Genomic DNA, 15,230 nt, shown 5'->3' with positions numbered 1-15,230 from the left:
TTTCAACATCACCCTATTTATCAGGAGAGCCTGCATGTTCGAGCGTATCGGTCGTCTTCTCGCCTCTGCCGCCTTGCTGACCGCCTGCGCGTTGGGCACGGTCCAGGCTGCAGAAGAAAAAGCCATCAATTTCGGCATCATGTCCACCGAGTCATCGCAGAACCTGAAAAGTATCTGGCAGCCGTTTCTCGATGACATGAGCCGCAAAACCGGTCTGAAGGTCAATGCCACCTTTGCCTCGGACTACGCCGGTCTGATTCAGGGCATGCGCTTCAACAAGGTCGATGTGGCCTGGCTGGGCAACAAGGCCGCGATGGAAGCGGTAGACCGCTCCAATGGCGAGATCTTTGCCCAGACGTCTGCCGCCAACGGCGATGCGGGCTACTGGAGCCTGTTGATCGTGCGCAAGGACAGCCCGATCAACTCCGTCGAAGACATGCTCAAGAACGCCAAGAGTCTGACCTTCGGCAACGGTGACCCGAACTCCACGTCGGGTTATCTGGTGCCTGGCTATTACGTATTTGCCAAAAACCACGTGGATGCCTCCACCGCCTTCAAGCGCACCTTGAACTCCAGCCATGAGGTCAATGCCCTGAGTGTTGCCAAAGGTCAGCTGGATGTCGCGACCTTCAATACCGAAAGCTGGGACCGCCTGGCCGTGACTCAACCGGACAAGGTCGAGCAGTTGAAGGTGATCTGGAAGTCGCCGCTGATTCCAGCCGACCCGATTGTCTGGAGCAAAGCTCTGTCGGACGAAAACAAGGCGAAGATCCGTGATTTCTTCGCCGATTATGGCGATACCGCTGAAGAGAAAACCGTCCTGAAGAACATGCAGATGGGCAAGTTCCTCAAGTCCAGCGACGACCAGTTGTTGCCCATTCGCCAGCTTGAGCTGTTCAAGCAGCGTACTGAGGTGGCCGCCAGCACCACGCTGGATGCTCAGGAGAAAGCGACCCGCCTCAAGGACATCGACGCCAGCCTGAACAAGTTGCAGGAGCGCATCACCGAGCTGAACCAGAAAACGGCAGACAGCTCTGCAGGTTGAGCCAATCGATCACTATCAGGAGTTCGCCATGACCACTCAAGTTGCCTATGCCCAGGCTGCGGGCAAGCCCAACTGGTCTCGTTACCTGGGCTGGGGGCTGTTGCTTGCGGCACTGGCCTGGGCCTGGCAGGGCGCGGAAATGAACCCGATGACGCTGGTTCGGGACTCGTCGAACATGGCGACCTTCGCCGCCGATTTCTTCCCGCCGGACTTCCGTGAGTGGCGCAGCTACCTCAAGGAAATGCTGGTGACCATCCAGATTGCCCTGTGGGGTACGGCGCTGGCGATTGTCTGTTCGATACCGCTGGGCGTTCTTTGCGCCGAGAACATCACGCCGTGGTGGATTCACCTGCCATTGCGGCGCTGCATGGACGCCTTTCGCTCGATCAATGAGATGGTTTTTGCGATGTTGTTTGTGGTCGCGGTCGGGCTTGGGCCGTTTGCCGGGGTGCTGGCGCTCTGGATCAGTACCACCGGTGTGCTCGCCAAGCTGTTCGCCGAAGCCGTCGAGGCCATAGAGCCTGGTCCTGTCGAAGGGGTACGTGCGACCGGTGCCAGTGCTTTACAGGAAGTCATCTACGGTGTAATTCCTCAGGTTATGCCGCTATGGATCTCCTATGCTTTATACCGGTTCGAATCCAATGTGCGCTCGGCGACCGTGGTGGGCATGGTCGGTGCAGGCGGCATCGGGGTCATTCTCTGGGAGAATATCCGGGCCTTTGCGTTCGTCCAGACCAGCGCCGTGCTGCTGGTGATCATCGTTGTGGTAAGCGTCATCGACATCATGTCGCAGCGCCTGCGCAAGCAATTCATCTGACAGAAGAGGGGTGTTCAATGAACACTTTTTTTAATCATGCAGTTGTCTAGACAAGCTGAGCCGATGTACCTCGAACTGGCTGAAACCCTGCGCGATGAGCTGGTCTCGTATCGGCCCGGCGATTATCTGCCTGCCGAGTTTCAGTTGGCCGAACGCTTCTGTGTCAACCGCCATACGATCCGCCGAGCGGTCGATGAACTGGTCCGTGAGGGCAGTGTGCTGCGACGCCAGGGCAAGGGCACGCAAGTGCTGGAACGTCCGTTGATCTACCCGATGCAGGCCGACAGCGCCTACAGCCAGTCGCTCTCGGCACAAGGCATCGGCGTGGAAGCGATTCTGCTGTTGCGCCGCGAATGCCTCGCCAGTCACGAAGATGCGCTGCATCTGGGGCTGGCCGAGCATGCGCCGCTGATCGAAATGCAGACATTGCGCAAGCTGGATGGCCAGCCTGTGAGCCTGATCTGCCATCGCTACAGCGCCCGCTACAGCGATGTGCTGGCTGATTATCAGGGTGGCTCGGTTCGCCAGTACCTGGCTGAGCGCGAGTTGCCGCTGAGCCGTGCGCAGAGCCTGATCGGAGCCCGCCTGCCGTCCCGTGAAGAGGCCGGGCTGCTGCTGATGCCCCGGCACATGCCGGCGCTGACGGTGTTGACGGTTTCGTGTGACCGATCGGGGCGGCCGGTGGAGCTTTCCCGCTCGGCCAGCCGCTGCGACCGCTTCCAGTATCAGGTGGCGTTCAACCAGATCGCCGTCACCCCAACGACTGACTGACATTGAGGTGTTCCATGCAAGCAACCCCTGAAACGGCCGCACGGCAGCACTGGATGGGCGTACTGGCGCGCGCCCTTGTCGATGAGCCGAGCCGCGAACAGTTGCAGCGTCACGAGGCGGCGTTGCGCGACACCGATTACCAGATGATCCGCGCCCCGGAAATCGGCATGACCCTGGTGCGTGGTCGCATGGGCGGCACCGGTTCGGCGTTCAATCTTGGCGAGATGAGCGTTACCCGCTGCGTGGTCCGTCTGGCCGATGGCCGCACGGGTTACAGCTACCTGGCCGGACGCGACAAGCGCCATGCCGAACTGGCGGCGCTGGCTGATGCCCATTTGCAAGGCGCGCAACAGGCCTGGTGGCTGTCCGAACTGATCGGGCCCCTGGCGCGTGCGCAAGCCGAGCGTCGTGCACGCAAGGACGCAGAAGCCGCTGCAACCAAAGTGGAATTCTTTACCCTGGTCCGAGGAGAAGACTGATGAATGCCGTCCTTCTGCAACCTGCCTTCACCGATCCGGTGCTGGATGCCCAGCGCAGTTTTCGCGTAGCGCTCAAGGCCTTGTCCGGTCCGGGTGTGATTCAGACCCTGCCCACCAGACATCAGCCGCCTGCCTTGCAGGGCCTGGACAGCGCAACTCATGCCTTGTGCCTGGCGCTGCTGGATCTGGACACTCCGCTCTGGCTCGCCCCTGCATTTGATACCCCGGCGATTCGCGCGAACATTGCCTTTCATTGCGGCAGCCCGATTGTCACTGACCGGAGTGCTGCCCGTTTCGCGTTGCTCGATGCGTCGACTGTCGGGGACCTGCACGGTTTCGATACCGGCAACGACCGTTACCCTGATCAGTCCTGCACCTTGCTGATTCAGTTGCCAGGCCTGCAAGGCGGACAGACCCTTGCCTGGAGCGGTCCCGGCATCGAGCAGCAAAATTCTGTGGCGTTGCCGCTGGACGAAGCGTTCTGGACCGAGCGTGAAGCACGGAATGTCTTCCCCTGCGGGCTGGACGTGTTCTTTGTGTCGGGCAATCAAATGCTCGGCTTGCCACGCAGCACCCGCGTGCAGGAGTGTGCCTGATGTACGTCGCCGTGAAGGGTGGCGAACAGGCCATCGATAACGCCCACCGCCTGCTGGCCAACAAGCGCCGTGGCGATACAAGCATTGCCGAGCTCGATGTCGAGCAGATCCGCCAGCAGTTGCCACTGGCGGTTGCGCGAGTCATGAGCGAGGGTTCGCTGTACGACCCGCAGCTGGCCGCACTGGCGATCAAGCAATCGGCGGGGGATTTGATCGAAGCGATCTTTCTGCTGCGCGCCTACCGCACGACGCTGACGCGTTTTTGCGCCAGCGTGCCCATCGACACCTCGAACATGCAGCTCAACCGGCGCTTGTCTGCCACGTTCAAGGACGTCCCCGGCGGGCAATTGCTGGGCCCGACCTTTGACTACACCCACCGCCTGCTGGATTTCACCTTGCTGGCCGAAGGCGAGCACCCTGGCCCGGACGTGGCGCCGGATGCAACGCTGCAACCCTGCCCGCGAGTGCTGGGGTTGCTGGCCAAAGAAGGGTTGATCAAACCTGAAGTGGACGATGGCGAGAGCGTCGCGGACATCACCCGCGAACCGCTGGAGTATCCGTCCAGTCGTGCCCAGCGTTTGCAGGCGCTGGCCCGTGGCGATGAGGGTTTCCTGCTGGCGCTGGGTTATTCGACCCAACGTGGTTACGGCCGCAACCATCCGTTCGCCGGGGAAATCCGCATCGGCGAGGTAGAGGTCTGGATAGAGCCTGAAGAACTGGGTTTTCCGATTGTGATCGGCGACATCGAAGTGACCGAGTGCGAGATGGTCAACCAGTTCGTCGGCTCGGCCAGCGAACCTGCGCAGTTCACCCGTGGCTACGGCCTGGCATTCGGCAACGCAGAGCGCAAGGCAATGGGCATGGCACTGGTGGACCGATCATTGCGCGCCGGGGAATTCAACGAAGAAGTCCGCTCGCCGGCCCAGCAGGAAGAGTTCGTGCTGGCGCATTGCGACAACGTCGAGGCGGCCGGTTTTGTCTCGCACCTCAAGCTGCCGCATTACGTGGACTTCCAGTCCGAGCTGGAGTTGATCCGCAAGCTGCGCAAGTCCGCACCGCAACCGGAGAGCGACCAATGACTAATGCACCGATGAACACCGCAGAGCAAAGGCCCGCACGGGATGACGCCTACAACTTCGCGTATCTGGACGAGCAGACCAAACGCATGATTCGCCGTGCCTTGCTCAAGGCGGTAGCGATTCCCGGTTATCAGGTACCGTTCGGCGGGCGCGAGATGCCGCTGCCTTATGGTTGGGGCACCGGCGGGATGCAGCTGACCGCTGCGATCCTGGGCGCTGATGATGTGCTCAAGGTCATCGACCAGGGCGCTGACGACACCACCAACGCAGTCTCGATCAGGCGTTTCTTTGCCCGTACGGCCGGTATCGCCACCACCGAGCGCACCCCCGAGGCGACTGTCATCCAGACCCGTCACCGCATTCCGGAAACACCGTTGCACGCCGATCAGATCATGGTCTATCAGGTGCCGATTCCCGAGCCGCTGCGTTTCATCGAGCCTTCGGAAACCGAGACCCGCACCATGCACGCGCTGGATGATTACGGTGTCATGCACGTCAAGCTCTACGAAGACATCGCTACCTTCGGCCACATCGCTACCAGTTACGCCTACCCGGTCATGGTCGATGAGCGTTACGTGATGGACCCGTCGCCGATCCCTAAATTCGACAACCCCAAGCTGCACATGAGCCCTGCGCTGATGCTGTTTGGTGCTGGACGGGAAAAGCGTCTGTATGCCGTACCGCCGTTTACCCGGGTGGTAAGTCTGGACTTTGAAGATCACCCGTTTGAAGTGCAGCGCTGGGAGCAGTCCTGCGCAATCTGCGGCAGCCATGAGTCCTTTCTCGACGAGCTGATTCTCGACGATGCCGGGACGCAGAGCTTTGTCTGCTCCGACACCGATTACTGCGCCCAGCGCGTCAAACAGCAGGAGAACGACCGATGATCAGTGCACGTTCGTTGGACGCGGCGGGCGGGCGCCTTCCTGACGCTGTGCAGCCGCTGCTCAAGGTACGCGGCCTGACTCGCCTGTACGGTGTGCAGAAGGGCTGTCAGGACGTCAGTTTCGATCTGTACCCCGGCGAAGTGCTGGGCATCGTTGGCGAGTCCGGCTCAGGGAAGTCCACGCTGCTGTCGCTGTTGAGCGGGCGCTGCCCGCCGGACCGCGGCAGCATCGACTATCGCAGCAAGGCGGGCGACTGGTTCGACCTGTACAGCGCCAGTGAGGCGCAGCGGCGCACCTTGCTGCGCACCGAGTGGGGTTTTGTCGAACAGAACCCGCGCGATGGCCTGCGCATGGGCGTGTCTGCCGGAGCCAATATCGGCGAGCGCCTGATGGCTCAGGGCGTGCGCAATTATCAGCAATTGCGCAGTGCGGCGGTGGACTGGCTGAGCCAGGTCGAGATCGACCCGCTGCGCATTGATGATCTGCCGCGCACGTTTTCCGGCGGCATGCAGCAACGCCTGCAGATCGCCCGCAACCTGGTGTCCAGTCCCAGACTGGTATTCATGGACGAACCCACCGGTGGGCTGGATGTGTCGGTGCAGGCGCGGTTGCTCGACCTGTTGCGTGGTCTGGTTCGAGAGCTGGACCTGGCCGTGGTCATCGTCACTCACGACCTGGCGGTCGCGCGGTTGCTGGCTGATCGGCTGATGGTCATGCGTCGCTCGGAAGTGGTCGAAAGCGGCCTGACCGATCAGATTCTCGATGACCCGCAGCATCCGTATTCACAACTGCTGGTGTCCTCGGTATTGCAGCCATGAGCCGCACTGTCCGAACAGCCTGTAAAGAAGAGGTGAGCCCGATGACAACCTTGATCGAGGTCCGTGACCTGTCGAAAACCTTCACCCTGCACCAGCACAACGGCGTGGTCCTCAATGTGCTGCGCGGGCTCAGTTTCTCGGTGCGCGCTGGCGAATGCCTGGTGCTCAGCGGGCAGTCCGGCGCGGGCAAAAGCACATTGTTGCGCACTTTGTACGGCAACTACCTGCCTGCCGCTGGCAGCATCCGCGTACAGCACGAAGGCGAGTGGACCGAACTGGTCGGGGCAACCCCGCGCCAGGTGCTTGAGGTGCGGCGCAAAACGCTCGGCTATGTCAGCCAGTTCTTGCGCGTCATTCCGCGTGTCTCCAGCCTGGATGTAGTGATGGAGCCGGCACTCGCACGCGGATGGTCGCGCGAACAGGCTCAGGAGCGCGCGCAACTGCTGCTGAACCGGCTGAACATTCCCCAGCGCCTTTGGCCACTGGCCCCCAGCACGTTTTCCGGTGGTGAACAGCAGCGTATCAACATCGCCCGGGCATTCATGGTGCCGTGGCCGGTTTTATTGCTCGACGAACCGACGGCTTCGCTGGACGACGCCAACCGTCAGGTGGTGCTGGAGCTGGTCGACGAGGCTAAACAGGCCGGTGCCGCACTGATCGGTATTTTTCATGACCGCGACGCCCGCGAGGCAGTCGCCAATCGTCAACTCGACATGAGCCCGGTGGACCTCACCGCCAAGGAGTTGCTGCAATGCTGAACGAACAGATCTTTAGTAACGCCCGTGTGGTGACTGCCGAGCAGGTGTTCGTCGGCACAGTCGTGGTCCGCGACGGCCTGATTGCCGAGGTTCAGAGCGGGCGCAGCCAACTGAGCCAGGCTCAGGACATGCAGGGCGATTACCTGCTGCCGGGCCTGGTGGAGTTGCACACCGACAATCTGGAGAAGCACCTGTCGCCGCGGCCGGGTGTCGACTGGCCGTCGATGTCGGCGGTGATCAGCCATGATGCGCAAATTGTCGCGGCCGGGATTACCACGGTATTCGATGCACTGTCGATTGGCGACATCAACCCCAAAGGCAAGCGCATGCAGCAACTGCCCGCAATGCTTCAGGCGATTGCCGACGCCAACGCAGCGGGCCTGACCCGCGCCGAGCACCTGTTGCACCTGCGTTGTGAGGTCAGTCATCCGGATACCCTGAGCGTGTTTCGTGACCTGGTGGACCAGCCACTGGTGCAACTGGTTTCGGTGATGGACCACGCGCCCGGCCAGCGCCAATTTGCCCTGGAGTCCAAGTACCGCGAGTACTACATGGGCAAGTACCACATGAGTCATGAGGAAATGGACCGCTTTATCGTCGAACAGGTGGCCAATTCCACCGAGTATGCCGACCGCTACCGGCGCGCGATTGTCGAACTGTGCCTGGCGCGCGGCCTGTCGATTGCGAGCCACGACGACGCAACCATGGCGCATGTCGAGGAATCGGCAGGTTTCGGCATGAACATCGCCGAATTCCCGACCACACTCGAAGCGGCCCGTGGCTGTCGGCAACTGGGCATGAGTGTGCTGATGGGCGCACCGAACATCGTGCGCGGCGGCTCGCACTCCGGTAACGTGGCGGCAGCATCGCTGGCCCGACACGGGCTGCTGGACATTCTGTCCAGCGATTACTACCCGGCCAGCCTGTTCCAGGCCGCGTTCATGCTGGCCGAACAGGACAACGACTGCGAGCTGCCGCACGCGATCAATATGGTCAGCCGCACGCCCGCCGTTGCGGCAGGGTTGGCGGATCGGGGCGAGATTCGCATCGGTCTGCGCGCTGATCTGATTCAGGCGCGCAATCATGCAGGCCTGCCGGTTATCGACAAGGTCTGGCGACAAGGCAAGAGGGTGTTTTGATGGTTGGCAGGTTGATCTATCTCATCGGGCCGTCCGGTTCAGGCAAGGACAGCTTGCTGGATGCGGCCCGTGAAACGTTGGCGCAACGCAACTGCCGGGTTGTACGGCGGGTGATCACCCGTTCTGCCGAAGCGGTGGGCGAGGCGGCACAGGCGGTGACGGTCGAACAGTTCGAGCAGATGCGCGAGCGTGGTGCGTTTGCCTTGAGCTGGCAGGCGAATGGCTTGCACTACGGCATCCCCATCGAGATCGATCAGTGGCTGCTGGAGGGCCACGACGTGTTGATCAACGGCTCCCGGGCGCATCTGCAGAAAGCGCAAATGCGTTACCCGACGCTGCTGGCGGTGCTGCTGACCGTCAATCAGGACGTGCTGCGCCAACGGCTGTTGGCGCGCAACAGGGAAACCCTTGCGGAAATCGAGGAGCGCCTAGCGCGCAACTCGCGCTTTGCCGGGGATTTACTGGCGAACAATCCACAGGTCTTCCCGCTGGATAATTCGGGTGATCTGCAACAGACCGTCGCCACGCTTATCGGCCTGATGGAGCGGCGTGACGCATGCGCCTGACCCTGCTGGGCACCGGTGACGCACGACAGGTGCCCGTCTACGGTTGCCAGTGCCCGGCCTGCTCGGCGGCGCGGGCGAATCAGGACCTGCGACGCTTGCCGTGCAGTGCGCTGATTGAATGCGCCGATCAGCGCTGGTTGATCGACAGCGGCCTGACCGACCTTACCGAACGTTTCCCGCCGCGCAGCCTGAGTGGCATCCTGCAGACGCATTACCATGCCGACCATGCCCAGGGCCTGCTGCATCTGCGCTGGGGCCAGGGGCTGGTGATTCCGGTCCACGGCCCGGCGCACCCGGAAGGCCTGGCCGACCTCTACAAGCACCCCGGCATTCTCGATTTCAGCCAGCCGTTTGCAGCCTTCGAAACCCGGGCACTGGGCGCACTGCAGGTCACGGCGTTGCCGCTGACGCACTCCAAGCCCACGTTCGGGTACATGTTTGAAGGCGACGGGCAACGTTTTGCCTACCTGACCGACACAGTCGGCTTGCCCGACGCGACCTGCGAGTTTTTGCAACGCCAACCGCTGGATGTGTTGATTCTCGATTGTTCCATGCCCCCACAGCCTCAGCCGCCACGCAATCACAATGACCTGACCCTGGCGCTGCAAACCATCGACCAGTTGCGACCGGGCAAGGCGGTATTGACGCACATCGGCCATACGCTGGATGCGTGGTTGATGGGGCTGCCGCCAGGACTGCCGGGCCATGTATTGATCGGTCGGGACGGCATGGCGCCATAGGCGTGCGCATAAACGCAAAAATTGTGCGCTGATCGCCCGCAAAAGCCTATTCCAGAAGCTTGGCAGCCTGCGACAATTTGTCATTATGAACCGTTTGGTACATTCTGTTCGGCTGTAAAAATCCGACAGGTTTGAAAAATGACAAACAAGCAAGACACAGGAACTGGCGGCAGGTTGCTGCTGCTCGGGCTGGGAGTACTGATCGCCCTGATCGGGCTCGGTCTGGCAGGTGGCGGCGGCTATCTGGTGACATTGGGCGGCAGCTGGTTCTTCCTGCTGATGGGACTGGCGATGCTGGTCAGTGGTGCGCTGATCGCCGCGCGCAAACCCAAAGGTGCTTTGTTGTATGGCATCGCCCTGGTACTGACCGCCATCTGGGCTATCTGGGATGCAGGCCTGCACTATTGGCCGCTGGTGTCCCGCCTATTGACCTTTGCCGTGATCGGCCTGGTGATTGCGCTGATCTACCCGGCACTGGTGCGCGCTTCGGGTGCTCAGGCGGGTCGTGGCGCATATGGCCTGACCGGCATGCTGGCCATCGGTGTTGTGGCGACCATTGGCTACATGTTCGTTCCGAGCCATGTGGTCAGCGCCAGCAGCGTGCCGCCTATTGTCCCGGTGGCGCCGGGTGCCGAGCAGAAGGACTGGGCACACTGGGGCAATACGCCGGCAGGTAACCGGTTCGCTGCTCTGGATCAGATCAACAAGAGCAACGTCGACAAGCTGCAGGTTGCCTGGACCTTCCACACCGGCGACATTCCGCAGAGCACAGGTGCCGGTGCAGAAGACCAGAACACCCCGCTGCAGATCGGCGACACGGTGTACACCTGCACCGCCTACGGCAAAGTATTCGCACTGGATGCTGACACCGGCACTCAGCGCTGGAAGTTCGATCCGCAGGGCAGTGCGCCCAACTGGCAGCGCTGCCGAGGCCTGGGCTACTTCGCCGCACCCGCAGCTGCACCCGACGCACCTGCCCAGCCAGCCGCCGCGTGCGCCACACGCGTGTTTCTGCCGACTGGCGACGCTCGCCTGATCGCACTCGATGCCAGGACCGGCGAGACCTGCAAGGACTTTGGTAATCAAGGCGTAGTCGATCTGAAAACCGACATGGGCGAAGTCAAGGAAGGCTACTACCAGCAGACCTCGACGCCGCTGGTGGCGGGCAATGTGGTTGTGGTGGGCGGTCGGGTTGCCGACAACTTCTCCACCGGCGAACCTCCAGGCGTGGTGCGTGCTTTCGACGTACACAGCGGCGAGCTGGTCTGGGCATGGGATCCGGGTAACCCGAATACCACCAAACGTCCGCCCGCAGGCGAAACCTATACCCGTGGCACGCCTAACGTCTGGTCGGCCATGTCCTACGATGACAAGCTCGGCCTGATCTACCTGCCGACCGGTAACGCTACACCCGACTTCTTCGGCGGGACGCGTACCGAGCAGGACGACAAATGGTCCTCGTCAGTGGTTGCGGTAGACGCCAAAACCGGTCAGGTGCGCTGGAACTTCCAGATGACCCACCATGATCTGTGGGACTTCGACATTCCGGCGCAGCCGTTGCTGTATGACATTCCGGACGGCAAGGGCGGTACGCAGCCGGCATTGGCGCAAGTCACCAAGCAGGGCGAGATTTTCCTGCTCAACCGCGAAACCGGCGTGCCGATCTCGCGTGTCGAAGAACGCCCTGTGCCGCAGGGTAATGTGCCGGGCGAGCGCTATTCGCCGACCCAGCCGTTCTCGGTAGACATGCCGTCGATTGGCAACCAGACCCTCAAAGAGTCGGACATGTGGGGTGCTGCGGCGTTCGACCAGCTGATGTGCCGCATCGCTTTCAAAGGCATGCGTCACGAGGGCGTTTACACACCGCCAGGCCTGGACCCTGCGTTGCAGTTCCCCGGCTCGCTGGGCGGCATGAACTGGGGCAGCGTCTCGGTCGACCCGACCAACAACTATATGTTCGTCAATGACATGCGCCTGGGCCTGGCCAACTACATGATCCCGCGCGACAAGATCGCCGCCGGTGCCAGTGGTATCGAGATGGGCGTCGTGCCGCAGACCGGCACGCCGTTTGGTGCCATGCGCCAGCGCTTCCTGTCTGCCGTCGGCATACCGTGCCAGGCACCGCCGTTCGGCACCATGTCGGCGATTGACCTGAAAACCAAAAAGCTGATGTGGCAGGTTCCGGTCGGCACCGTGAAAGACACAGGCCCGATGGGCATCCGCATGGGCCTGCCGATTCCGATTGGCATGCCGACGCTGGGCGCTTCGTTGTCCACCCAGTCGGGCCTGCTGTTCTTCGCCGGTACTCAGGACTTCTACCTGCGCGCCTTCGACAGCGGCAACGGCAACGAAATCTGGAAGGCCCGTCTGCCAGTCGGCAGCCAGTCCGGCCCGATGACCTACGTATCGCCCAAAACCGGCAAGCAGTACATCCTGCTCACCGCCGGCGGCGCCCGCCAATCGCCGGATCGTGGCGATTACGTGATTGCCTACGCGTTACCCAAGTAACGTGCTTCAACGTTGAGGGGCAGATTTTGCCCCTCGATTTGTCATGTCACATGCTGGATGTCTTGCGTACAGATGGATGCTATTGTTGGCTTGTGAAGTAAATGGCCATTTTGGATAGCCAATCCGAATAATGAGTGTGTTCACTGCTGGGCTCGAAATGGCACCCCGATGTGGTTGTCATTATTTCGCTGTAGTCTGTTTCCGTCATGGGCTGGCTTAACAGATGCTCAATTTCTTTTACGCTATCTCGCAAACAGCTCAAGGGTTCACATTTTACGATCTCTTCAAACACGTGATTGCTGTCCGAGAACTCTTCCGTCCAGTCCTGATGAAAATAGCAGCCTAGTAATCGGCTCAGGTTGGCGTATTGATCTGTTTTCATGAGGATGTCCGGCTTTTTGTTATGGGGGCAGGCTTCAATTTTTGATAATTGATGATATAAGGTGCGAATCTATTTGATATGAATGGGCGAGGCGGAATTGTTGATGGGATGTTATATGTTATTAGGCTGCAGTTTGGCTTTGCGTTTAGGAGTGGGCGATTATTCTTTTGACAAGATACTCATAAAAAATCGCTGCTCCTGAAGGTATTTTCAAGAAGATCTGGCATTCATTGTTTTTGTAAGTATTATAGTCAAAGAAGAAAACTTCGCCCAGGTCCGTTCTGCTGATGACCAATTTTTCTGGGGTGGTCGACTTGTTTTTGAGTTCGTTAATATGTTGGAAGACAATATCTCCACCCTGTATGCCATCGAAGTCCATGCCGTAGATACTGCAAATCTCCTCGGTGCCTACTTCTCCTCCCGCATAATTCCGTAAAAACCATTTGTAGGAGTCAGGCAGTGGGTGACCTAAACGCTGTTCTGCCTTAATAATCAACTCATCGGCCACAGCGTCGGCAGGTGTTCCAAATGCTGCTACATCCTCATGTGTCTTTATAAGGTTTCCAAGATCAAATGCTGTCAAATTAGTCATTTCATTACTCGTGAGTATTCGCGCAGTTAAATCTAGTTCCACCTCTTGTATCTGCTCCTGAAAATTCAAATAGTTCAGTATTTTTTAGAGGCTTTCCACGCTCATCTGTTGACTTTGGTTACGTTTGAGTAATCGCCGAACTCGGGGATTTTTTCGTAATTGTCTTTAGGCTCGAAATGCGATTTGGCTTCCTCAAGCTTATGTGGGTTTAGCTGCTCCCGACGAATCAAAAGCTCGCCGCTTTCTTTGAAGATGTAGCTGGTTCCAACTGAGATTTTCCCAGCGTCATCAAATTCACGATGGGTTGCCATCGTGAGGAAAAGCGTTTCTGAATCCAGGCATTGAAACTGATAGGTAAGGTATTCGCGCTGATGGTCATCCAGAAATCCAACGCCCACCATGTTCTTGTCTAAAATCATTTCTACGAAACAAGCTGGTTTAGAGTCTGAGCCTATCAACGCTGTATAAGGCTTTTTAGCCAAATGCAAAGCGTTGGCGGTAGCCTCGTCCATAGGGTCGATTGCACGATGCTTAAGGCGGAACCAGGACTTGCAATAAAAAATAGAAGGACTCATCAATACACCTTTCCGTTGATATCTCTAATTAAAACTCCTGCTTTGTCTGCAGAGTCTAAAATAGTTTGGGGTATTATACCTGTTTGAGGTGGAACTTCCAGTATCAAAGCGCCCTGTAATTTTTGTCCTGCCAAAGAGCCACTGGATGGAACATTCGCTATAGTAGAGCCGCTCGGGTACTTTGATATTGCTTCATTTATATAGCTTTTGGCGGTGGGTTCAGATATTTTTGAAAATTGAGTTAATTTACGTGATATGATTTCCCCAGTTGTTGGGTTGTATGAATCTAGTCGGTAATAGCCATTGCCGTCAGGCCTCTGTATGTAGACCTCATTGTAGGGGTAATTTTTTGATTGAACTCTATTAAACTCGTTACCTGCATCGAGTCGCTGCAGCCACTCTGGTTTTGATGAGGTATTTGCCACGTCGTTGGATTCTTTTTTTGCACCTGGCCGATTAGATGGCGAGGGTGTAGTTGGCGGCTCTTGGGTGTCCATTACTCCCCGGAGCGGTGAAGGCTCACTCCTCCGCAACTCAGGATGAGCCAGCAACTTCTGCTCATTCCGAGCCAACCAACCCGCAATTTGCTTGTTGGTCATGTCTGCTTGAAGCTTCGCGCTTCTTGCGGCGATGCCGTCCAGACTGCCTACGATCCCTGCTTTGACCTGACCTCGCGTGATGTAGGTGACGATGGCAGTCAGCAGGAGCATGACCAATTGCTCCTGACCTTTTGCGAGTTGCCGCGCGGCAGCATCTATACGCTCATCAATCAACCACGCGGAGGCTCCTGTGGGATCAAGACCCGGCGGTTTGACACCTTCCTCTGCATTCCAGGCAGTCACAATGCCTTCATAGAGAGTTGCAAGACAGGCAGGGAGCCCTTGATAAAAGTACTCGGCAATGGCTGAAAGCCCCATGCCCAGCAGAATTAGGTTGCCGACCTGTAAGCCTATGCCGCTGCCTGCTATGGCCCCTGGTACAGCGCCCGCCCCAAATGCTAGCGATCCAGCCGCACCACCAACAAGAGTTCCTACGGCTACGCTGCCGCCCATGATCATGGCGACCTCTTTTACCAGTTGCAGCAAGACAGGAAGTATTTCCGTAATGTCTATGGAAGCCCACTTGCGCATCAGATTCAGCTGGATGATTGGGTAAGACTTGGACATCGCCAGCTTCACCGACTCAATGCGGTTTCCGCCGATACTGCCGAATGCCAGTGTGGCCTCGTTACTGACTCGCCGAGTGAAACCGTTCCAACCATCGAAAGCGCTTTCCCAGCCTTGATCGAAAGACTGATTCAGATGGTTGAATTTGTTATCGAGGGTTCGCTCGATGTCTTCCCATTTGGGGACGTTGGCTAAAAGATCCATTTATTCATCTCTGTCCTTGAAAAGAGTAAATTCCGATTCTCGATCCTTGAGTCATCGGACTACAGCCTGCGCTAGAGGTAACCTTTGCCTGACCGTCTGGCATGCCAATTC

Annotated in this window: 17 protein-coding genes; 13 read left to right on the top strand and 4 right to left on the bottom strand. The window is 58.9% G+C overall.

The genetic code is table 11. The annotated features are described in order from the left end of the window. Window positions 1–34 precede the first annotated feature (34 nt). The 13 genes from phnD (at window position 35) to AC4ANK_RS17815 (ending at window position 12,200) form a co-directional block, all read left to right on the top strand. Window positions 35–1,045, top strand: a complete 1,011-nt coding sequence (gene phnD / locus AC4ANK_RS17875; protein WP_002553873.1) for a phosphonate ABC transporter substrate-binding protein — start codon at window positions 35–37, stop codon at window positions 1,043–1,045. A 28-nt stretch (window positions 1,046–1,073) separates the two neighbouring features. After that, window positions 1,074–1,862: a phosphonate ABC transporter, permease protein PhnE gene (gene phnE, locus AC4ANK_RS17870; RefSeq protein WP_002553872.1), complete on the top strand. Its 789-nt coding sequence runs from the start codon at window positions 1,074–1,076 to the stop codon at window positions 1,860–1,862. Window positions 1,863–1,898: 36 nt separating this feature from the next. Next, window positions 1,899–2,633, top strand: a complete 735-nt coding sequence (gene phnF, locus AC4ANK_RS17865; RefSeq protein WP_002553871.1) for a phosphonate metabolism transcriptional regulator PhnF — start codon at window positions 1,899–1,901, stop codon at window positions 2,631–2,633. Between the two features lie 14 nt (window positions 2,634–2,647). Further along, window positions 2,648–3,112: a phosphonate C-P lyase system protein PhnG gene (phnG, locus tag AC4ANK_RS17860; protein WP_002553870.1), complete on the top strand. Its 465-nt coding sequence runs from the start codon at window positions 2,648–2,650 to the stop codon at window positions 3,110–3,112. After that, the gene (gene phnH, locus AC4ANK_RS17855) at window positions 3,112–3,708 is read left to right on the top strand and encodes a phosphonate C-P lyase system protein PhnH (RefSeq protein WP_005732946.1); all 597 of its coding nucleotides are present in this window, start codon (window positions 3,112–3,114) and stop codon (window positions 3,706–3,708) included. The genes phnG and phnH overlap by 1 nt, the downstream gene beginning before the upstream one ends. After that, window positions 3,708–4,787 carry a carbon-phosphorus lyase complex subunit gene (locus AC4ANK_RS17850; RefSeq protein WP_002553868.1) on the top strand — a complete coding sequence of 360 codons (1,080 nt, stop codon included), beginning with the start codon at window positions 3,708–3,710 and terminating at the stop codon, window positions 4,785–4,787. Before phnH ends, AC4ANK_RS17850 begins: the two co-directional genes overlap by 1 nt. Before the next feature lie 11 nt (window positions 4,788–4,798). Next, a complete protein-coding gene (locus AC4ANK_RS17845; RefSeq protein ID WP_369812060.1) occupies window positions 4,799–5,671 on the top strand; it encodes an alpha-D-ribose 1-methylphosphonate 5-phosphate C-P-lyase PhnJ in 873 nt (290 codons plus the stop codon). Further along, window positions 5,668–6,489 carry a phosphonate C-P lyase system protein PhnK gene (phnK, locus tag AC4ANK_RS17840; protein ID WP_031596842.1) on the top strand — a complete coding sequence of 274 codons (822 nt, stop codon included), beginning with the start codon at window positions 5,668–5,670 and terminating at the stop codon, window positions 6,487–6,489. The genes AC4ANK_RS17845 and phnK overlap by 4 nt, the downstream gene beginning before the upstream one ends. A 41-nt stretch (window positions 6,490–6,530) precedes the next feature. Further along, window positions 6,531–7,247, top strand: coding sequence for a phosphonate C-P lyase system protein PhnL (gene phnL / locus AC4ANK_RS17835; RefSeq protein WP_002553866.1), 717 nt, complete (start codon window positions 6,531–6,533; stop codon window positions 7,245–7,247). Further along, window positions 7,241–8,386 (top strand): alpha-D-ribose 1-methylphosphonate 5-triphosphate diphosphatase, encoded by a 1,146-nt coding sequence (locus AC4ANK_RS17830; RefSeq protein WP_460384866.1) that lies wholly within the window; start codon window positions 7,241–7,243, stop codon window positions 8,384–8,386. Before phnL ends, AC4ANK_RS17830 begins: the two co-directional genes overlap by 7 nt. Then, window positions 8,386–8,952 carry a phosphonate metabolism protein/1,5-bisphosphokinase (PRPP-forming) PhnN gene (phnN, locus tag AC4ANK_RS17825; RefSeq protein WP_002553865.1) on the top strand — a complete coding sequence of 189 codons (567 nt, stop codon included), beginning with the start codon at window positions 8,386–8,388 and terminating at the stop codon, window positions 8,950–8,952. The genes AC4ANK_RS17830 and phnN overlap by 1 nt, the downstream gene beginning before the upstream one ends. Continuing rightward, on the top strand, window positions 8,943–9,692 hold the full coding sequence (gene phnP / locus AC4ANK_RS17820; RefSeq protein WP_460384868.1) for a phosphonate metabolism protein PhnP: 750 nt from the start codon (window positions 8,943–8,945) through the stop codon (window positions 9,690–9,692). Before phnN ends, phnP begins: the two co-directional genes overlap by 10 nt. 138 nt (window positions 9,693–9,830) lie before the next feature. Then, window positions 9,831–12,200 carry a glucose/quinate/shikimate family membrane-bound PQQ-dependent dehydrogenase gene (locus AC4ANK_RS17815; protein ID WP_002553863.1) on the top strand — a complete coding sequence of 790 codons (2,370 nt, stop codon included), beginning with the start codon at window positions 9,831–9,833 and terminating at the stop codon, window positions 12,198–12,200. A gap of 79 nt (window positions 12,201–12,279) precedes the next feature. Here AC4ANK_RS17815 and AC4ANK_RS17810 read toward each other — a convergent pair whose 3' ends face one another. From AC4ANK_RS17810 to AC4ANK_RS17795, 4 genes are all read right to left on the bottom strand, one after another. Then, entirely contained in the window at window positions 12,280–12,582 is a 303-nt protein-coding gene (locus AC4ANK_RS17810) for a contact-dependent growth inhibition system immunity protein (RefSeq protein WP_031596837.1), read from the bottom strand. A gap of 145 nt (window positions 12,583–12,727) precedes the next feature. After that, window positions 12,728–13,174, bottom strand: a complete 447-nt coding sequence (locus tag AC4ANK_RS17805) for an SMI1/KNR4 family protein (protein WP_460384871.1) — start codon at window positions 13,172–13,174, stop codon at window positions 12,728–12,730. A 101-nt stretch (window positions 13,175–13,275) separates the two neighbouring features. Next, window positions 13,276–13,749 carry a hypothetical protein gene (locus tag AC4ANK_RS17800; protein WP_004665578.1) on the bottom strand — a complete coding sequence of 158 codons (474 nt, stop codon included), beginning with the start codon at window positions 13,747–13,749 and terminating at the stop codon, window positions 13,276–13,278. Further along, window positions 13,749–15,119 carry a DUF6861 domain-containing protein gene (locus AC4ANK_RS17795; RefSeq protein WP_002553862.1) on the bottom strand — a complete coding sequence of 457 codons (1,371 nt, stop codon included), beginning with the start codon at window positions 15,117–15,119 and terminating at the stop codon, window positions 13,749–13,751. Before AC4ANK_RS17795 ends, AC4ANK_RS17800 begins: the two co-directional genes overlap by 1 nt. Window positions 15,120–15,230 lie beyond the last annotated feature (111 nt).

The sequence above is a fragment of the Pseudomonas sp. Pmew2 genome (assembly GCF_058129885.1).
Note: the sequence above shows the minus strand (reverse complement) of the source record. Positions and strands in the feature narration are given on the sequence as shown.